Origin of the sequence: Amycolatopsis sp. A1MSW2902 (genome assembly GCF_017312175.1) — a bacterium.
GTDB lineage: Bacteria > Actinomycetota > Actinomycetes > Mycobacteriales > Pseudonocardiaceae > Amycolatopsis > Amycolatopsis nivea.
Map to the genome: position 1 here is coordinate 3,139,148 of NZ_QJPO01000001.1, position 17,374 is coordinate 3,156,521.

Consider the following 17,374-nt stretch of genomic DNA (forward strand, 5'->3'; position numbering starts at 1 on the left):
TCACCCGGCGTCGCGCAGGCCGGTGATCAACAGCCCGGCCAGCCGGCGCGCGTCGTAGCTGTCGTCGGCTTCCGCGCCGATGCACAGGTTCCCGACGCCGCGCATCAGGTGCACCGCCTCCAGGTCGGTCTGGATTTCCCCGGCCTTCCTGGCCGCGTCGAGCAGTTCGGTGCACACCGGGACCAGCCGCTCGAGGAAGTACGCGTGCAGTGCCTCGAAGCCGCTGTGGTCGGACTGCATGATCCCGGCCAGCCCGTGCTTCGTGACGAGGAAGTCGACGAACAGGTCGATCCACTGGGCGAGCGCGGCGTGCGGGGACGCGCTGTCCGCCAGCAGCTTCGGGCCCGCGTCGGCGCACGCTTCGACCTGGTGCCGGTAGACCGCGATGATCAGGTCCGCGCGGGTGGGGAAGTGCCGGTAGATCGTGCCCACGCCGACGCCCGCCCTGGTCGCGACGTCGCGCACCGGCGCGTCCACTCCGGACTCGACGAACACCGCCGCCGCCGCGTCGAGCAGGGTTTTCTCGTTGCGCCGGGCGTCCGCCCGTTTCGCCCGGGCCCCCGCGTTCTCGCCCACGTGCCGCTCCCTCCGCATGCTGCCGGTAGACAAGCGGAACAGTGTTCCGTATAGTTACCGGAGCAACGTTCCGTTTGCTCATGATGCCAGACCGGGCCCTCGGCCACCACACCCATTCGTGCCCGGACGGCGAAAGAAGGTATTCCCATGTCCGCAGTACAGCTCCCGGCTCCGGCCGTCTCGGTGAAGCCGGTGCGGCTCGACGCGCCGGGCCGCGGCGAGGACCTGCTGGTGCGCGTGTCCGTCCCGGCTGCCGGGCAGGACCTGCCGGTGATCGTGTTCTCGCACGGTTTCGGCTCGTCCCTGGACGGTTACGGCCCGCTCGCCGACTACTGGGCCGCGCACGGATTCGTTGTCGTGCAACCGACTCACCTCGATTCGCGGACCCGCGCGCTGCCCGCGGACGACCCGCGCACGCCGGTGATCTGGCGGTTGCGGGTCGAGGATCTGCGGCACGTCATCGACCAGCTCGACACCGTCGAAGCGGCGCTGCCCGGGCTGGCGGGGCGGGTCGACCACAGTCGCATCGCCGTCGCCGGGCACTCCTGGGGCGCGCAGTCGGCGAGCATGCTCCTGGGCGCGCGCATCGTCGAGGCGGACGGCAGCCTCGGCGAGGATCTGTCCGATTCGCGGGTGTCCGCTGGGGTGCTGTTCGCCATCACCGGCGTCGGCGGCGCGGACCTGTCACCGTTCGCTGCCGAGCATTTCCCGTTCATGAGCCCGGATTTCACCGGTCTGAAGGTGCCCGCGCTCATCGTCGCGGGCGACCAGGACGACTCGATGCTGTCCGTGCGCGGCCCGGACTGGTTCACCGACGCGTACCGGCTCAGCCCGGGGGAGAAGAGCCTGCTGACGCTCTTCGGCGCGGAGCACTCGCTCGGCGGCATCTCCGGCTACGAGGCCAAGGAAACCACCGACGAAAACCCCGAACGCGTCGCACTGCAACAGCGGCTGACCACGGCGTATCTCCGCAGCGCGCTCATTCCCGGCGACGACAGCTGGACCGGCGTCGAAGCCAGCCCGCTCGGCCGCGTCGAATCACACGAGTGAAAGGACTTCCCGCGATGACCACGAAGCCGCAGTTCGGCATCATGACCGCGCCGATGCAGACCAGCTACGCCGAGCTCCAGCAGGTCTGGCGTGACGCGGACGCGATCCCGGCCATTGAGCACGCCTGGCTGTTCGACCATCTCCTGCCGATCGCCGGAGAACTGGACGGCCCGATTTTCGAAGGCTGGACGCTGCTTTCGGCGCTGGCCGCGCAGACCGAACGGCTCCGGCTCGGGCTTTTGGTGACCAGCAACCGCTTCCGCCCGCCGGCGATGCTGGCGAAGATCGCCGCGTCCGTCGACGTCGTGTCCGGCGGACGGCTCGACTTCGGCATCGGCGTCGGCTCCCGGCCGAGCCATCCGCTGGCTCGCCGGGAGTACGAAGCGCACGGCCTGCCGTACCTGGAAACCGGCGACGCGGTGGGCCGGTTCGGCGAAGCGTGCACCGTGATCCGGAAGCTGTGGACCGAGGACAAGCCGTTCGATTTCGCGGGCGAGCACGTCCAGCTGACCGGTGCGTTCGGCAACCCGAAGCCGGTGCAGCGCCCGCATCCGCCGTTCGTCATCGGCGGCCGGGCCCGCGCGACGCTGCGGGTGGTCGCCGAGCACGCCGACGTCTGGAACATCCCCGGCGGGGACATCGCGGACGCCGTCGAACGCAACGCGATGCTGAACGAGTACTGCGCGGAAATCGGCCGCGACCCGGCGGAAATCACGCGCTCGATCCACCTGCCGGTGTCCTACGACGAGCCCGCTCTCACCCGGGCGGCGATCGGGGAGGCGCTGGAGGCCGGGTTCAGTCACGTCGTGCTGGGGCTGTCCACGCCGTACCCGGCCGGGGTCGCGCAGTGGGTGGCGGACGAGTTGATCGCCAAGGCGGGTTAGGCGGTTTCTCAGCGGGCGGCTCGCTGGAGCCGAAGCTGCCAGCTCAGCCCGGCGGCCGTGGGCGCCGGAACAGAATCGGGTTCGCTGTCGGCCCGCTCCGGCGTCCACGTTCCGTCCACGGGAGGAACCGAGTTTCCGCGAGAATGGCCCCATGAGCGAACCCGCACCGAAGGTGCTCGACGATCTGCTGGCCCTCGCCCCGGTCGAGGAGGGAAAGCTCGGCCACCACACGGTGCTCGACGCCGACGGCGTCCGGGTCATCGTGCTCGCGTTCGAGCAGGGCCACGTCCTCAAAGAACACCGCGCACCCCGCGCGCTCCTGCTGCAGGCCCTCGACGGGCATCTCCGGCTCACTGCCGCCGGGCAGACCGTCGACCTGCGGCCGGGCGGGCTGGTGCACCTTCCGCCGTCGATGCCGCACGCGGTGGAAGCGGTCGCGGACTCGCGGTTGTCGTTGACCCTGCTGGGCGGCTGAAGCGCCCGCCTTCCGGTGGTCGACCGGAGGGGATCCGCCGTGCCAAGATGACGCGCCTGAACGAGAAGGGGGCTCGGCAGTGGTGCTTGAGCAGGAAGTGAACACGGCGGGGCGGATCCGGCGGGTGGCGCTCGCCAGCGCGATCGGGACGACCATCGAGTGGTACGACTATTTCGCCTACAGCACGGCGACCGCCCTGGTCTTCAACAAGCTGTTCTTCCCGTCGCTTTCCCCGGCGTCCGGCACGCTCGCCGCGTTCGCGACGCTCGGGGTCGGGTTCGTCGCGCGGCCGCTGGGCGGGATCGTCTGGGGCCACTTCGGCGATCGCGTGGGGCGCAAGGCGATGCTGGTCGCCTCGCTGGTGCTGATGGGGCTCGCGACCGCGGGCGTCGGCGTGTTGCCGACCTACCACCAGGCCGGCGTCATCGCGCCGGTGCTGCTCGTGGTTCTCCGGGTGCTGCAAGGGGTTTCGGCGGGCGGCGAATGGGGCGGCGCGGCGCTCATGGCGGTCGAACACGCGCCGGAGGGCAAACGCGGCCGGTACGGGTCCTTCTCGCAGATCGGCGTCCCGGCCGGGCTGATTCTGGCGCAGCTGGTGTTCTTCGCGGTGAACAACTCGCTGTCCCCGGACGACTTCCGGTCGTGGGGCTGGCGGATCCCGTTCCTGGTCAGCCTCGTGCTGGTGGCGGTCGGCCTGGTGATCCGGCTGCGCGTGGAGGAAAGCCCGGTGTTCGCGAAGCTGCGCAGCAGCGGCGAGCGGAGCCGGCTGCCGATCGTGGAGGTGCTGCGCGCGCGGCCGAAGCAGGTGCTCGCGGCGGCGGTCAGCTTCATCGCGAACACCGCGCTGGGCTACATCTTCTTCGCTTACCTGCTGTCGTACGGCACTTCGGTGCTGAAACTGTCCAGCACGACGATGCTGGTCGTGGTGATCGTCGGCAGCGTCGTGTGGCTGGTGAGCATCGTCGCGGCGGCGATCTGGTCGGACTCGGTCGGGCGGAAACCCGTCTATCTCGCCGGTTCCGTGCTGCTGGTCGTGTGGTCGATCCCGTTCTTCCTGCTCGTGGACACCGCGCAGCCGTGGCTGCTGATCGTCGCGGTGGTGGTGCTGAACGTCGGCCTCGGCGCGACCTACGGACCGCAGTCGGCGCTGTTCTCGGAGCTGTTCGAATCGCGGTTCCGCTACAGCGGATCGTCGTTCGCCTACGCCGTGGGCGCGGTGCTGGGCGGCGGGTTCGCCCCGCTGATCGCGGCCGCGCTGCAGAGTTCGACCGGGACGTCGTTGTCCGTGTCGCTCTACATGGTGGGCGTCGGCGTGCTCAGTCTCCTTGCCGTGCTGGCGTTCCCGCGCAAACCGCTGGTGCCGGTCACAGCAGAGTGAGCGGCACCGCGTCGGCCATCCGCTGGTACCCGGCGTCGTTCGGGTGCAGGTGGTCGCCGGAGTCGTAGGCGGGGAGCATCGCGAGCGGATCGGCGGGATCGCGCACGGCAGCGTCGAAATCGACGACGCCGTCGTAGATCCCGCTGGTCCGGATGAACGCGTTCACCGCCTGCCGGGTCTTCTCCAGCGTCGGGTCGTAGATCTTCCAGCCCTTGAACGGCGTCAGCGTGCCGCCGATGACCCGGATGCCCTGCGCCTTGGCCTGCGCGACGACCTGCCGCAGCGCGGAGACGATCATCGCCGGATCGGTCTGGTGCGGGTTCTGCTGGATGTCGTTGATGCCTTCGAGCACGATCAGCGTGCGGACGTCGCCGCTGGTCAGCACGTCGCCGGCCAGCCGGGAGAGAGCGTTGCGCCCCGAGGTGCCGCCGTCGAGGAGCAGCCGGTTGCCGCTGATCCCGGCGTTGAGGACGCCGAGCCGCCCGTGCAGCCGGTCGCTCAGCACGTCCGGCCAGCGGCGGTTCGCGCCGGGCGTGGAGTGCGCGCCGTCGGTGATCGAATCGCCGAGCGTCACGACGGTGCCGCGCGCGGGCCCGCGGACGTCGACCTCGCTGACGTAGTGCCACACCGCGGTTTGCTCGGTGAAGGACGCGCCGGATTCCTCGGCCGCGAAATCGCCGGCGCGGGTGAAGAACGACGTCTGCTGGGCGAGCGGGTGGTAGGTGACCGGACCGGACGGCGTCGGCACGTACGTGGTCACGAGGAGGTCGGCGTCGGCCGGAACGCGCAGCCACGCCGGGTCGCTCAGCACCTCGGCCCTGGGCGGAACGACCACAGTGGACTGTTCGCCGAACGTCAGCGTGCGCATCGTGCCGCCGGCCGCGCGCGGACCGTCGGCGGCGACGGCGAGCGTCACGTGGCCGAAGGTGAGCGGTGCGGTGCCGAAGGCGTTGGAAAGCCTTACCCTGGCCTGATTCCCGCCGGCGCTGGTGTGCACGACGTTGCGGATCGAGTAGTTCGGATACCCCTGCGGCGTGTTCGCCACCGCGGCCGCGGGCGACGCCGCCCACGTGCCGACCCAGCCGTGCGCGGCCAGGTCGCCCTCGGCGCTGCTCGACGCGGTGACCGCGCCCAGCGTGAGCACGGCGGCCGTGCCCAGAATCAGGATCCGTTTCATGGAGACACTGTGCGCGCGCCCGCGCGCCGCGGCATCCGCGGTCCCGGTCATCGGGTCGACAGAAAACCGGACAGGTTTTGCCTCCGGACGGGGGATACGACGGTGGTGGACCAGCCGAAAGGGGTTCACCATAGAGTGATGACAGAATCACAATGGGTATCGTTGTCCGGAAGTCTGCGTCCCGCACTGGCCGAGGCCGAGGTGCTCGGCCCGCTCGACGCGGACGCCACCGTCACCGCGACCGTCGTCCTGCGGCGCCGCGCCGAACTGGATGTGGCCGCGCTGAGCGAGCCGCTCGCCCCGGAGGACTTCGCCGACCGCTACGGGGCCAGCGCCGACGATCTCGATCTGGTGCGCACCGTCCTCACCGACGCCGGGCTCACCGTCACCGACACGCACGCCGGATCGCGCCGCGTCTCGGTCCGGGGCCCGGCGCGCGCGATGACGGCCGCGTTCAAGACCGAACTGAACCGGGTCCGCCACGGCGAGGCCGGCGAATTCGCCGCGCGCACCGGGGAACTGGAAGTGCCCGCCTCGCTCGGGGACGTCGTGGTCGCCGTGCTCGGCCTCGACGAACGGCCGCAGGCGCGGGCGATGTTCCGGCTGCACAAGGAAGCCGCCGGACAGGGCTACACCCCGGACCAAGTCGGCCAGCTGTACGGGTTCCCGGCCGACGCCGACGGCACCGGGCAGACCGTCGCCGTGATCGAACTCGGCGGGGGCTACAAGCCGGAGGATCTCCAGAAGTACTTCGCCGGCTTGAAGATCACCGAACCGAAGGTGACCGCGGCCGGGGTCGACGGCGGCAAGAACGCGCCGACCGGCGACCCGAATTCGGCCGACGGGGAAGTGCTGCTCGACATCGAGGTGATCGGCGCGCTCGCCCCGGGAGCCGCGCAGGTCGTGTACTTCGCGCCGAACACCGACCAGGGCTTCCTGGACGCGGTGAGCACCGCGGTGCACGCGACGCCGACGCCGGTCGCGGTCAGCATCAGCTGGGGACAGTCCGAGGACCAGTGGACGCCGCAGGCCCGCACCGCGATGGACCAGGCGTTCGCCGACGCCGCGGCGCTCGGCGTGACGGTGTGCTGCGCGTCCGGCGACAACGGCAGCGCCGACGGGCAGACCGACGGGGCACAGCACGTCGATTTCCCCGCGTCGAGCCCGCACGCGCTCGCCTGCGGCGGCACCAAACTCGACGGGACCCCACCGTCCACAGTGAACTCGGAGACGGTCTGGAACACCTCCGGCGGCGGGTCGACCGGCGGCGGCGTGAGCGACGCGTTCCCGGTGCCGGACTACCAGCAAGCCGCGGGCGTGCCCGCTCGGGCAGGCGACGGAAAACCGGGTCGCGGCGTCCCGGACGTGGCGGGCAACGCGGATCCGGCGACGGGGTACCAGGTCCTGGTCGACGGACAGCAGATCGTCGTCGGCGGCACGAGCGCGGTTTCGCCGCTGTGGTCAGCGCTGCTGGCGAGGCTGGCGCAGTCGGCCGGGAGCGGCTTCGGACTAGTGCACAGCAAGCTGTACGCCGGAGTCGGCGCGGGCAAGGTGCAGCCGGGATTCCGCGACATCACCGAGGGCAGCAACGGCGCGTACTCGGCCGCCGCCGGCTGGGACGCGTGCACCGGGCTCGGGGTGCCGGACGGGGCGGCGCTGCAGAAGGTTCTGGGAGGTAAAGCGTCCTGAATGGACAGTCGGGGCCAGTCGGCCGCTACTGGCTGTCGCGGTCGAGGAGTTCGATGATCCGGCCGAGCGAGGCGTTCACCGAGGCGAAGCCCTGTCGCATCTCTTCTCGGAGGTCGACCTGGTCTTCGCGAAGCGCGTTGAGCGTGCTTGTGTGAGCGCATCCGCGACGAGCGGCGGGATCGCTCGCATCATCGTCAGCCATGCCGTCGATACTACGAAGCCCGTGGCTGCTCACCGCGGATCGGGCAGGCCGATCCGCCCTGGCCCCGGCAGCCCGTGGCGACGGACGCGAAATCCGTTCACCGCGAGTTCGTCGTCGTTCGCAACCTTTCGCTCCGCTCGCCCGTAGAGGAGAGGGGAGCGAAAGGCGGGAGCGGACGGATGCGCGGGAAGATCGTCGCGATCGTGCTGGCCGGGGCGGCTGTGGTCGCGGCCGGGTGCGGAGCGCCGGCGGAACCGGAGGCCCAGGCGGCCGGGCTGCCGCTCGCGCCGTCGCCGGAGCTGCCGACGCCGCCGGTGCGGCACACCCCGCCGAGCCCCTCGTGCTCAGTGGTCACCGGGGCGTGCGCGAGCCTCTCGCTGCGGCGCGCGTGGCTGATGGAGAACGGCAGGGCGGTGCGGTCGGTCCCGATGGAGCCGGGCGGGCCTGGCCAGCCGACTCCGGCCGGGACGTTCCGGGTGGCGTGGAAGGACCGCGTCCACCGCAGCGACGAGTACGGCGACGAGATGCCGAACTCGGTGTTCTTCGCCCCGGGCGGCATCGCGTTCCACGCCGGGCCGCTCGACCGTCCGTCGCACGGCTGCATCCACCTCGCCGACGAGGACGCGGCGCTGTTCTTCGACCGGCTGCCGGTGGGGGCCGAGGTCGAGGTGGACAGGTGACCGGCCGGCTCAGCCCGCCTGGCCGATGTTGACCATCCAGGAGATGCCGAACCGGTCGGTGCAGGCGCCGAATTCGTCGCCCCACATCTGCTTTTCCAGCGGAACCGCCACCGTTCCGCCGTCGGACAGCTTTTCCCAGCAGCGGCGCAGCAGGTCGCCGTCGTCGCCGCTGAGGCTGATCGAGATGTTCGTGCCCGGGTTGTGCTCCATGCCGGGCGGCACGTCGGAGCCCATGAGCGTGAAGCCGTTCTCGCCCTCCAGCATCGCGTGCATGATGTTGTTCGCGTAGCCGGAGTCCGCGGGTGCGCCGGACTCTCCGAAGGTGTTCAGCGCCAGGTCGCCGCCGAACAGGTCGTGGTAGTACTCCATCGCCTCCCGTGCGTTGCCCGCGAAGCTGATGTACGGGTTGAGTCTCGAGGCCATCGGGCCCTCCTCAGTGCTGGACGGACTCGTATCGTCGCAGCTCCGAAGGGGCGCGACAACGGGATCCAGCCCGGTCGGGCGACCCCCGTCGCGGGCGTGCTCAGGGGTCGCCGGTGAGCTTGTCGCGCAGTTGTTCGAGAGTCTGCGACAGCAGCCGGGACACGTGCATCTGGGAGATGCCGACCTGCTCGGCGATCTGGGTCTGGGTGAGACCGCCGAAGAACCGCATCACCAGGATCGCGCGCTCCCGCTTCGGCAGTTCGCGCAGCAGCGGCTGGAGGGCCTCGTGGTTCTCGATGTGCTCGATCTCCGGGTCGTCGCTGCCGAGCGTGTCGGCGAGCAGCAGCGGTTCGGCGTCGTCGTGCACCGGCTTGTCCACCGACAAGGTCTGGTACGCGTGGCCCGCGACCAGCCCTTCGTGGACCTCGGAGAGCTCGAGGCCGAGGTGCTCGGCCAGTTCGGTGGGCGTCGGCGCGCGGCCGAGCGTCTGCGACAGGGTCGCCGAACCCCGGCTGAGCGCGAGGTGCAGTTCCTTGAGCCGCCGCGGCACGCGGACCGACCAGCCGGTGTCGCGGAAGTACCGGCGGATCTCGCCCATGATCGTGGGCACGGCGAAGGACAGGAAGTCCGGGCCGCGGTCCGGGGTGAACCGGTCGATCGCGTTGATCAGGCCGATCCGGGCGACCTGGACGAGGTCCTCGCGGGGTTCGCCGCGTCCGGTGAACCGGGTCGCGATGTGCTCGGCGACCGGCAGGAATTCGGTGACGAGCTGTTCGCGCAGCCGCGGCCGCTGCCCGTCGTCGGCGGGCAGAGCGGCGAGCTCCTCGAACAGCGGCGCGGTGTGCGCGTATTCGTCACGGTGGCGGGTGACGGGCTGCTGGTTCACCCGCTCGCCTCCCGGTGCAGGTCGAGGTCGAGGGTCAGCGCGTACCCGTCGTCGGCGGCGTCCGGCACGCAGCGCGCGGACACGTTCGCGGCCAGCGTGGTCAGCACGTGCCAGCCGAAACTTCGCTCGCTCGGCGGCTCCGGCTGCTGGGTGCGCGTCTTGACGGTGAACCGGATCCCTTCGGGCGAGACAGTGAACTGGCAGGTCATCGCCGCCCCGGGGGCGGCTGTCGAAACAACCTGGGCGCACGCCTCGTCGACCGCCATCTTGGCGTCGGCGATGGCGTCGAGCCCATAATCGGCCCGCGCGGCGACCGCCTGCGCGAGCATGCGGACAAGCGGGATCTGGTAAGTCTCCGCCGGAAGCCGCAGCTCGATCACCTCGTCGAGCAAACGGTCCACGGCTGGCATGCCGCCGCTGGCGCGGCTGCCGGGTCCCTCGTCGTTCATGGCTCCCGCATACCCAGACGAGGCCCGATCGACACGTGCGCCAGGGATTCCGGTTTGTGCGCCGCGGCACGTTTACGGCGGGCCCGTGCCGGTCCGCGCCGGCTGCCCGGGTGAATCCGGCGTGATGCGCGCGGCGATTTCGCGTGACAAAACGCCGGACGTTGGGTAGTCAGCAGGGAGGACCTTTTCGGAAGCGGGGTGACCCCCATGGTGCAGGTGCGCGTGCAGGGACTGGCCGTGGTGGCGCAGGAGTCGGCGCCGGTCGTGCTGCTGCGCGAGGAATCCGGCTCGCGCCGCTGGCTCGCCATCACCATCGGCGCGCCGGAAGCGCAGGAACTGGCCGCCGCGCAGGAACACGTCGTGTCCGCGCGGCCGGGGACGGTCGAGCTGATCATCGAGGTGCTGGCGGCGCTGGGCCAGAGCGTGGAACGGGTCGAGATCACCCAGTTGCTGGACAGCATCTTCCACGCGGACCTCGTCCTGTCCGGCGGCGCGCGCGTCTCGGCCCGCCCGAGCGACGCGATCGCGATCGGCCTGCGCACGCATGCCCCGCTGGAAGTCGCGGAAGCGGTGCTCGACGAGGCAGCGGTCGACGTGACGGTGGCGGCGGGCGACGAAACCGCTCTCGACGCGGCCGCCGACCTGGAGGAACCGGCCGAGGCGACCGAGGACGAGATCCGCCGCTTCCGGGACTTGCTGGACGACGTGAGCCCGGAGGACTTCCGCGACCCGGACGCGTGAGTTTCGGTCCGTGGTTCGCCGCGACGCGGACGCGTGAGCTTCGGTCCGCTGTCCGCCGCTTGCGGGACCTGCTGGATGACGTGAGCGCGGAGTCTTTCCGCGGACGTCCGTGGTTCGTTGTCCGCCGGTTCCGGGATCTGCTGGGCGACGTGAGCCCGGAGTTTTTGTGCGGTCCGGGCGCGTGTGCCTCGGCCCGTGGCTCACTGTGTCCTCAGTGGACGGTCACGCCGTCCCGGCGGGCCGGGGCAGCGGGATCTCGGTGAGCCCCTCGGCGGCGCCGGACCGCACGCAGTCCAGGGGGAAGAGCGAGAACAGCCGCCGGACCGTCGGGGCGGTGCCCGGGTCGACGTAGAAGTCCTTGTCCGCTCCCGCGGCCAGCAGTTTCAACCGGATCAGGACGCGCAGCCCCGCGACGCCGAGGAAGGTCGTCCGGCGCAGGTCGACGATCACCAGGCTGACGGTGCTCCGCAGCCGCGCCTCGACGACCTCGGCCAGCCGGGGCGCAGTGGCCAGGTCGACCTCCCCGGACACCTCGACGACGGCGGTCCCGGGAGCGGGGTGGCCCACGCGCAGCCGAAGCATCCCTGTCGGGTCCGAGGGAAGCGCGGGCAGTCGGGCAATGTGCGCGGCGGTCATCACGGCACTCTCTCTGAGCCGCGCACAGGGCTGCGGCGGAATGCCGGACCGGCCGGCACCGGGCATCCCGGCGCGCGGGACGAATCACACGGTGGCTGGAGGCTCAACCACCCTCCACCGTAGCTCTCCCGAGCGGCCGAGGGAAGCCGCCGAAGGGGGACGACCGGCGGGCGGGCGGTGGTTGAACGATCAGGCAACTGCGGGGGATCGCTGGTGTGCGGGCTGGAAAAGGTGGCGGGAAAGATGATTCGGTGGCGGCGGGGAAGTTTCTTGCTGGCGGGCGGGGATCGGGCGGAGGAGCTGATCGGATTTCGTTGCCGCGCACGAGGACACTCGCTGCCGGGTTCGGCTGTGCCTCAACCGAGGGCGCGGTTGTCCCTCGGCACGGTGGAAAGCGCTTCCGCACCCGGCTGGCTCGGATGGCCCCGATCTGTTGCTGCCCGCGCGGGCATTCCCCGACGGCACGGATCCGGTTACCGTGCCCAGCCCAACTGGCTCGGCTATGCCTCGGTCCGGCTGTCGTGGCGCGGGATTCGGTGACCGCGCGCAAGCTCAACCGGCTCGGCTCTACCGCAACACCTCTGTTCCGGCCCGGTTACTCGCGCCCGGTCCGGCGGCGCCGGTTCGACTGCTGCGCGCGAGCCCGGCTGGCTCGGCCGCGCATCGATGCGGCTGCTGCGGTCGGTGGGTGTGGTCGGGCGGGGCGGGCTGGGTTGCTGCGGGCGAGCCCACCTGGCTCGGCCGCGCATCGAGGCGGTTGCTGCGCTCCCGCGGGTGTGGTCAGGCGGCGTGGGCTTGGTTGCTGCGGGCGAGTCCGGCTGGCTCGGCCGCGCATCGAGGCGGTTGCTGCGCTCCCGTGGGTGTGGTCGGGCGGCCGTTGCGGGAGAGCTCAACTGGCTCGGCCACACCTCGATCCGACAGGCACCCGCACAGCGCGAACCCCGCCGCCGCAAGCAAAGCTCTGCCCGGTCAACCCCCGATCCGAGGCGGTCCGGCGTCCACGATCTTCAGCGAAAGGTCCAGCGGATCGAAGTGGATCAGCGATTCCATCCACCACGTCATCCCCGCCTCCGCGAGCGCCGCGAGATCCACCGTGGCCGGTTCCTCCCACGCCGGGCTCGCGTTGCCGGACACCGCAACCTCGTAGGGACGGTCCGACGGCTGTACTCGAGCAACCAGACTGGCCAGCTCCGCGGGCGGCAACGGCTGAGGCCCAGGAAGCGGGAAAATCCCGTTACTCCCCGCGGCACGCCGGAGAACCCGTTCATGCTGGGTCGTGCTGGCAGTCCACACCGGAATGGGGTACGGCTCCGGGTCAGCGGCATCGAGGGACACCCGGTAATGCGAGCCCTCGTGCCGCAAAGCCTCCCCGGCCCACATCGCGCGGATGATCTCCATCGCCTCGTCCGTCCGCGACGACAGTTCGACCGGCGCGGACGGATCGCCGAAGCGGCTGAAGTCGCCGGTTTCGTCGGAGCCGATTCCGGTTCCCAGGATCAGCCGGCCGCGGGACAGGCGGGCGAGCGTCGCGGCTTGCCGGGCCAGGAGCCACGGGCGGCGGCGGCTCGGCGGCGTGACCATCGGGCCCAGCAGGACCGTGCTGGTCGCCTGCGCGATGGCGGCCAGGGTGGTCCACGTGTCGGCGATCGGCGGCATCGCGGGCACCACGTGGTCCCACAGGAACACGCCGTCCCAGCTGGCGGCTTCGGCTCGGACGGCCAGGTCGACCAAGGCGGCCGGATCGCCGAACGGGCCGAAAGGCGGCAGGTAGAGGCCATAGCGGACGTGGTCGGTCACAGGAGATCCCCCTCCGGATCGGTCGAACAGCACCGTATCGGGAGACACCGACAAAAAACGGGCCCGAGATCTTCTTCCGGCATCCGCCGTTCGGACGTTGCCCGCTCACCAGACCCTAGGTTACGGTGACCTATGTGTGGACCGACGTGCTCCTGCTCGCGAAGCTCGCCGAGCGGCCGTGGCACGGCTATGAACTGCGCAAGCAGATCGAGGAATCCAGCGGCCGCACGCTGTCGAACAACTCGCTTTACCCGGCGCTGCGGCGCTTCGCCGAGGCAGGCGCGGTGACCCGGACCGCCGAGCCGCAGGAGGGCCGTCCGCCGCGGCACGTGTACACGATCACTGACGTCGGGCGGGAGCTGCTGCACGATCTGCTCGCCGACCTGCCGCCGGAGCTGGCGGGCGATCCGGCCGAGTTCCTGGCGCGGCTGGCGGGATTCGGCAGGCTCACCCCGGAGGAACGGCTGCGCGTGCTGGACGCCCGCCAGGCCGCCGTCGCGGCGCAGCGGGACCGGCTCGCCAAGCTCGGCGCGGGGCAGGCCGATCCGTGGAGCCGGCTCGTGCTGGCCGAGGTGCAGCGCCGCGCCGAGAACGAACAGGACTGGCTCGCGTCGTTGCGCACGCGGGCGGGCTGACCCGAGGAGGACCCCGCATGTCTACCCCCACCCAGCTGCCGTTCGCGAGGCCGAACGTCCTGGACATCGCGCCGCTGTACGAAGTCCTGCGCCGCGAAGGCCCGATCGTCCCGGTGACGACCCCGGCGGGCGACCCGGCCTGGCTCGTCACGGCGTACGAACAGGCCCGGGAAGTGTTCGCGGACAACCGGTTCGGCCGTTCCCACCCGCATCCCGAGGACGCCTCGACGGTCTCCGACGCCGCGGTGCTCAACGGGCCGCAGGGCGATTTCGAGACCGAGGAGCGGGAGCACGCCCGGCTGCGCCGCCTGCTGGTCCCGGCGTTCTCGGCGAACCGGATGCGCCGCCTCGGCAGCCGGATCCAGGAACTGACCGATCGCTGCCTCGACGGGATGGAAGCCGCGGGCTCGCCGGCGAATCTGCACGAGCACCTGTCGTTCCCCTTGCCGGTGCTGGTGATCTGCGAACTCCTCGGCGTCCCGTACGAAGACCGCGAGAAGTTCCGCGACCTCTCCGACCGCATCGGCGTGCTCGACAGCGGCGGCGACGCCGAGGTGGCGATGACCGAGTTCACCGCCTACATGTCCGGCCTCGCCGACGCGAAACGAGCGAACCCGGGCCAGGACGTCGTCTCGGACCTGGTCGCCGCGCAGGCCGACGACCCGACGTTCACCGACGACGACCTCGGCAGGCTCGCCGCCGGATTGCTGTTCGCCGGCCACGAGACCACGTCGAACCGGATCGACCTCGGCGTGCTGTTCCTGCTCACCGACCTCGCCCGCCGCGACGCGCTGGCCGCCGACCCCGATGCGCGCGTGCACGCCACCGTCGAGGAGATCCTGCGGATGTCCGCGCCGGGCGGGCTCGGGCTGCTCCGGTACGCGCACGAGGACGTCGAGATCGGCGGCGTCCGGATCCCGCGCGGCGATGCGGTGATGATCTCGACCGCGTCGGCCAACCGCGACCCGGCGGTGTTCGCCGACGCGCACGAGTTCGACGCGGACCGCAAACCCAACTCCCACATCGCTTTCGGCTACGGCGGCTACTTCTGCATCGGAGCCAGCCTCGCCCGCACGGAACTGCGCGTGGTGTTCACGACGTTGTTCCGCCGCTTCCCGAACCTCCGCCTCGCCGTGCCCGCCGACGAGCTGGAAGTGCGCTCGAACCGCCTCACCGGCGGGGTTTCGCAGGTCCCGGTTGTGTGGTGACGTCAGACTGACTCGATCGTGGCGCTTCCGGTGTTGACGAACGGATGCGTGGCACTCACGGTGATCGTGCCGGGGGTGCCGCGCATCGAACGGACCCACACCGCGGCCGCACCGCCGAGCGCGCCGAAGTCCAGGTAGGGGTCGCCGATCAGCACGCCGGGTCCCGTCGCCGAGACCGCCAGCACCCCGCGCGCATGCGGACGAGGAGCGCCGTACCGGTCGAGCAAGCGCAGCGCCACCCGGGTGGTGTCCGCGCCGTCGGCGACGAGCTGGTCGTCGTCGGCGGTCACCGCGATTGTGTCGTACGCCGGATCCGCGCTGAATCGCCTGCGCAGCACGGTTTGCCCGCCGATCCGGCCTTCGACGGTCAGCTCCGGGCGCGTTCGGCCGTTCACCCGCAGGTCCACCGAGAACGGTGGATACGCCAGGTGCGGAAACCGTGCGCGATCAGGGTGCACGGTGACCGGGCGCTTGCCCGCGACGGTCACCACCAGCACCTCGCAATTCGACCAGATGATCGCGTCGCGACCCGGGCCGCCCGGCGGGGAGCCCGGGCCGAAATCCCAGTAGAAGGCCGGTTCGATCACCGCGCCGCGGGACGGATCGCGTTGCGCCCGGTAGAACGCCGCGCCCAGTTTGGGGATCCGGAAGAAGTCCATCACGCCGGGGTATTTCACGCCGCGATAGTGGTGGTACCAGCCGGAGGGATAGTCGAAACCGCACCAGCCCAGCAGGCCGCTGTAGTGCGGATCGGACGCGGCGTGGTCGTGCACCCAGGCATGCAGCATGCTCTGTTCCCGTTGCACCGCCGGGGGATCCGTCCGCCGGAAGTACGCGGAGCCGACGAGCGTGCCGATCGCTTCGCTGACCAGGTACGGAACCCCGCGCCGCGGCGGGCGCAGCGGAGGCGGCGAACCCGGCGGACGCGGGCGGCTGTAGTCGTTGAACGAGAACACCCCGCCGGCCGCTTTCACCGGGCACAGCGGCGAAACGTAACCGCGCTCGCCCGCGACCGCGCCGGTGCACGGCCGCATCGGGTCGAGTTCCGCGGCGAGCTGGTCGGTTCTCCCGTACAGCGCGTATTGGCCGAGCGTCTCGTTCACCCGGGTGCCCCACACGATGATCGACGGATGGTTGCGGTCGCGCACGATCATGTCGTGCACGTCGCGCACCGCCAGCTCCTGCCACGCGGTGTCGCCGACGTGGTCCCAGCCCGGCAGTTCCTCCCACACCAGGACGCCGAGTTCGTCGCAGGCGTCGAGGAACGCGGTCGCCTGCGGATAGTGCGAGCAGCGCACCATCGTGCAGTTCAGCTCTTCTTTCAGCAGCTGAGCGTCCCGGCGCTGCACCCGGTCCGGCATCGCGCCGCCGACGAACGGGTACCACTGGTGCCGGTTGAGCCCGAACAGCTTGAGCGGCCGCCCGTTCAGCCGGAAACCGTCCACAGTGAACTGAGCGTCGCGCAATCCGGTGCGCACGGGGTAGGTGTGCACTTTCCGGCCGTCGACCGCGAGCGTGACGAGAATGTCGCACAACGCCGGATCGTCCAGGTCCCACAGCTGCACCGCGTCGAGGCCCTGCAACGACACCGTGACCTGGGTGTCGCCCTTCGGCAGGCCGGTGAGATCGGTGTAGGAGGACGCGACTTCCGCACCGTGCTGGCTGAGCGTGGCGGTAAGCCGAACGGGGCCTTTGACCGCCTTGGCCGAATCCACCGTGCAGTGCAGCAGCACCTCGCGGTTCGGCGTCAGCACGGCGATCTGCTGCGCGTACACATCGGACAGATACGTCTGCGGCACGCCGGTCAGCCGGACTTCGCGGTACAGCCCGGCCGGCTGATAGAAATCGATGGCCGTCGGGTGCGGGAATTCCGGCAGATCCGGCGGCGTGTTCTGCTGCCAGCGGCCGTCGACGACCACCGCGAGCACGTTGTCCTTGTCGGTCAGCAGGCCGGTGACCTCGCAGCGCAGCGGCAGGTAACCGCCGCTGCGCATCGCGACGCGGCGGCCGTTGAGGTACACGGTCGCCGCGCTGAGCACCCCGTCGAACTGGAGGAACGCCCGGTTCCAGCGCAGCTGCGCGGGCGCGAGGAAATGTTGCCGGTACACCCAGACGTGCTGCCAGTCCGACGGGTCCCAGTCCTGCCAGGACAGCGGAACCACGCAGTGCGGCACCGAAACCAGCGCCATCGCGCTGTCGTCGAAGTCCGGATCGGTGCTGCCCGCGGTGTACGGCCCGAAAAGCCAGTCCGCGCCGAACCCGTCCCGCGCCACCGGGGGCGCGGGACGGGAAAGCGCGGCCGCGAGCGCGCCCGATCCGGCGAGCACCGCGCCGGCCCCGAGCAGGAAACCTCGCCGGGGGTGCGCGGCGAGCCAGGGGGCCCGCCCGGAAGGTTCGTCCGTCATCCCCGCCGACGGGCGATTCCGGGACGGGGCGCGGAAGATCCGCCGGAAAGCGTCGACGCGTGCATGGGCGCGAGCTTACTTCC

18 protein-coding genes are annotated in these 17,374 nt (G+C 70.9%); 9 read left to right on the forward strand and 9 right to left on the reverse strand.

What is annotated here, in order from left to right:
• Positions 1–594, reverse strand: coding sequence for a TetR/AcrR family transcriptional regulator (locus DMP23_RS14320; RefSeq protein WP_443111342.1), 594 nt, complete (start codon positions 592–594; stop codon positions 1–3).
• 129 nt (positions 595–723) lie between these two features.
• Here DMP23_RS14320 and DMP23_RS14325 point away from each other — a divergent pair, with 129 nt between their 5' ends.
• From DMP23_RS14325 to DMP23_RS14340, 4 genes are all read left to right on the forward strand, one after another.
• The gene (locus DMP23_RS14325; RefSeq protein ID WP_337821303.1) at positions 724–1,626 is read left to right on the forward strand and encodes an alpha/beta hydrolase family protein; all 903 of its coding nucleotides are present in this window, start codon (positions 724–726) and stop codon (positions 1,624–1,626) included.
• Positions 1,627–1,640: 14 nt separating this feature from the next.
• Complete coding sequence (locus DMP23_RS14330; RefSeq protein WP_337821304.1) at positions 1,641–2,510, forward strand: LLM class flavin-dependent oxidoreductase; 870 nt, start codon at positions 1,641–1,643, stop codon at positions 2,508–2,510.
• Positions 2,511–2,661: 151 nt separating this feature from the next.
• Positions 2,662–2,985 (forward strand): AraC family ligand binding domain-containing protein, encoded by a 324-nt coding sequence (locus DMP23_RS14335; RefSeq protein ID WP_037811371.1) that lies wholly within the window; start codon positions 2,662–2,664, stop codon positions 2,983–2,985.
• 79 nt (positions 2,986–3,064) lie between these two features.
• A complete protein-coding gene (locus DMP23_RS14340; RefSeq protein ID WP_134661772.1) occupies positions 3,065–4,363 on the forward strand; it encodes an MFS transporter in 1,299 nt (432 codons plus the stop codon).
• Here DMP23_RS14340 and DMP23_RS14345 read toward each other — a convergent pair.
• The gene (locus tag DMP23_RS14345; protein WP_337821305.1) at positions 4,350–5,540 is read right to left on the reverse strand and encodes an SGNH/GDSL hydrolase family protein; all 1,191 of its coding nucleotides are present in this window, start codon (positions 5,538–5,540) and stop codon (positions 4,350–4,352) included. The two genes, DMP23_RS14340 and DMP23_RS14345, sit on opposite strands and share 14 nt — an antisense overlap.
• 138 nt (positions 5,541–5,678) lie before the next feature.
• On the opposite strand from DMP23_RS14345, the gene DMP23_RS14350 reads away from it, so the two are divergent.
• A complete protein-coding gene (locus tag DMP23_RS14350; protein ID WP_167753922.1) occupies positions 5,679–7,229 on the forward strand; it encodes a S53 family peptidase in 1,551 nt (516 codons plus the stop codon).
• A gap of 25 nt (positions 7,230–7,254) precedes the next feature.
• Here DMP23_RS14350 and DMP23_RS14355 read toward each other — a convergent pair whose 3' ends face one another.
• Positions 7,255–7,431 (reverse strand): hypothetical protein, encoded by a 177-nt coding sequence (locus DMP23_RS14355; RefSeq protein ID WP_337821306.1) that lies wholly within the window; start codon positions 7,429–7,431, stop codon positions 7,255–7,257.
• A gap of 179 nt (positions 7,432–7,610) precedes the next feature.
• On the opposite strand from DMP23_RS14355, the gene DMP23_RS14360 reads away from it, so the two are divergent.
• Positions 7,611–8,111 carry a L,D-transpeptidase gene (locus DMP23_RS14360; protein WP_337821307.1) on the forward strand — a complete coding sequence of 167 codons (501 nt, stop codon included), beginning with the start codon at positions 7,611–7,613 and terminating at the stop codon, positions 8,109–8,111.
• A 9-nt stretch (positions 8,112–8,120) separates the two neighbouring features.
• Here the strand turns inward: DMP23_RS14360 and DMP23_RS14365 are convergent, their stop codons facing one another.
• The 3 genes from DMP23_RS14365 to DMP23_RS14375 all read right to left on the reverse strand — a co-directional run bounded on the left by DMP23_RS14365 (position 8,121) and on the right by DMP23_RS14375 (position 9,869).
• Positions 8,121–8,534, reverse strand: a complete 414-nt coding sequence (locus DMP23_RS14365) for a VOC family protein (protein WP_037811377.1) — start codon at positions 8,532–8,534, stop codon at positions 8,121–8,123.
• A gap of 100 nt (positions 8,535–8,634) precedes the next feature.
• The gene (locus tag DMP23_RS14370; protein ID WP_037811378.1) at positions 8,635–9,420 is read right to left on the reverse strand and encodes a SigB/SigF/SigG family RNA polymerase sigma factor; all 786 of its coding nucleotides are present in this window, start codon (positions 9,418–9,420) and stop codon (positions 8,635–8,637) included.
• On the reverse strand, positions 9,417–9,869 hold the full coding sequence (locus DMP23_RS14375; protein ID WP_037811379.1) for an ATP-binding protein: 453 nt from the start codon (positions 9,867–9,869) through the stop codon (positions 9,417–9,419). The genes DMP23_RS14370 and DMP23_RS14375 overlap by 4 nt, the downstream gene beginning before the upstream one ends.
• Before the next feature lie 207 nt (positions 9,870–10,076).
• On the opposite strand from DMP23_RS14375, the gene DMP23_RS14380 reads away from it, so the two are divergent.
• The gene (locus tag DMP23_RS14380) at positions 10,077–10,610 is read left to right on the forward strand and encodes a bifunctional nuclease family protein (protein ID WP_037811381.1); all 534 of its coding nucleotides are present in this window, start codon (positions 10,077–10,079) and stop codon (positions 10,608–10,610) included.
• A 222-nt stretch (positions 10,611–10,832) separates the two neighbouring features.
• Here DMP23_RS14380 and DMP23_RS14385 read toward each other — a convergent pair whose 3' ends face one another.
• Together DMP23_RS14385 and DMP23_RS14390 are read right to left on the reverse strand one after the other, a co-directional pair.
• The gene (locus DMP23_RS14385) at positions 10,833–11,246 is read right to left on the reverse strand and encodes an STAS domain-containing protein (protein WP_240690536.1); all 414 of its coding nucleotides are present in this window, start codon (positions 11,244–11,246) and stop codon (positions 10,833–10,835) included.
• Between the two features lie 969 nt (positions 11,247–12,215).
• Positions 12,216–13,043, reverse strand: a complete 828-nt coding sequence (locus DMP23_RS14390; protein WP_337821308.1) for an LLM class flavin-dependent oxidoreductase — start codon at positions 13,041–13,043, stop codon at positions 12,216–12,218.
• A gap of 125 nt (positions 13,044–13,168) precedes the next feature.
• Here DMP23_RS14390 and DMP23_RS14395 point away from each other — a divergent pair, with 125 nt between their 5' ends.
• Positions 13,169–13,678: a PadR family transcriptional regulator gene (locus DMP23_RS14395; RefSeq protein ID WP_107051004.1), complete on the forward strand. Its 510-nt coding sequence runs from the start codon at positions 13,169–13,171 to the stop codon at positions 13,676–13,678.
• Between the two features lie 17 nt (positions 13,679–13,695).
• Positions 13,696–14,886, forward strand: a complete 1,191-nt coding sequence (locus tag DMP23_RS14400) for a cytochrome P450 (protein ID WP_336157751.1) — start codon at positions 13,696–13,698, stop codon at positions 14,884–14,886.
• Between the two features lie 2 nt (positions 14,887–14,888).
• Here the strand turns inward: DMP23_RS14400 and DMP23_RS14405 are convergent, their stop codons facing one another.
• Positions 14,889–17,291 (reverse strand): glycoside hydrolase family 2 protein, encoded by a 2,403-nt coding sequence (locus DMP23_RS14405; protein ID WP_337821309.1) that lies wholly within the window; start codon positions 17,289–17,291, stop codon positions 14,889–14,891.
• Positions 17,292–17,374: the final 83 nt, after the last annotated feature.

Bases quoted from the DNA above. Each gene is read 5' to 3' on its own strand.
- DMP23_RS14320 (WP_443111342.1), bottom strand. From the start codon at position 594: ATGCGGAGGGAGCGGCACGTGGGCGAGAACGCGGGGGCCCGGGCGAAA.
- DMP23_RS14325 (WP_337821303.1), top strand. From the start codon at position 724: ATGTCCGCAGTACAGCTCCCGGCTCCGGCCGTCTCGGTGAAGCCGGTG.
- DMP23_RS14330 (WP_337821304.1), top strand. From the start codon at position 1,641: ATGACCACGAAGCCGCAGTTCGGCATCATGACCGCGCCGATGCAGACC.
- DMP23_RS14335 (WP_037811371.1), top strand. From the start codon at position 2,662: ATGAGCGAACCCGCACCGAAGGTGCTCGACGATCTGCTGGCCCTCGCC.
- DMP23_RS14345 (WP_337821305.1), bottom strand. From the start codon at position 5,540: ATGAAACGGATCCTGATTCTGGGCACGGCCGCCGTGCTCACGCTGGGC.
- DMP23_RS14350 (WP_167753922.1), top strand. From the start codon at position 5,679: ATGACAGAATCACAATGGGTATCGTTGTCCGGAAGTCTGCGTCCCGCA.
- DMP23_RS14355 (WP_337821306.1), bottom strand. From the start codon at position 7,431: ATGGCTGACGATGATGCGAGCGATCCCGCCGCTCGTCGCGGATGCGCT.
- DMP23_RS14360 (WP_337821307.1), top strand. From the start codon at position 7,611: ATGCGCGGGAAGATCGTCGCGATCGTGCTGGCCGGGGCGGCTGTGGTC.
- DMP23_RS14365 (WP_037811377.1), bottom strand. From the start codon at position 8,534: ATGGCCTCGAGACTCAACCCGTACATCAGCTTCGCGGGCAACGCACGG.
- DMP23_RS14375 (WP_037811379.1), bottom strand. From the start codon at position 9,869: ATGAACGACGAGGGACCCGGCAGCCGCGCCAGCGGCGGCATGCCAGCC.
- DMP23_RS14380 (WP_037811381.1), top strand. From the start codon at position 10,077: ATGGTGCAGGTGCGCGTGCAGGGACTGGCCGTGGTGGCGCAGGAGTCG.
- DMP23_RS14385 (WP_240690536.1), bottom strand. From the start codon at position 11,246: ATGACCGCCGCGCACATTGCCCGACTGCCCGCGCTTCCCTCGGACCCG.
- DMP23_RS14400 (WP_336157751.1), top strand. From the start codon at position 13,696: ATGTCTACCCCCACCCAGCTGCCGTTCGCGAGGCCGAACGTCCTGGAC.
- DMP23_RS14405 (WP_337821309.1), bottom strand. From the start codon at position 17,291: ATGACGGACGAACCTTCCGGGCGGGCCCCCTGGCTCGCCGCGCACCCC.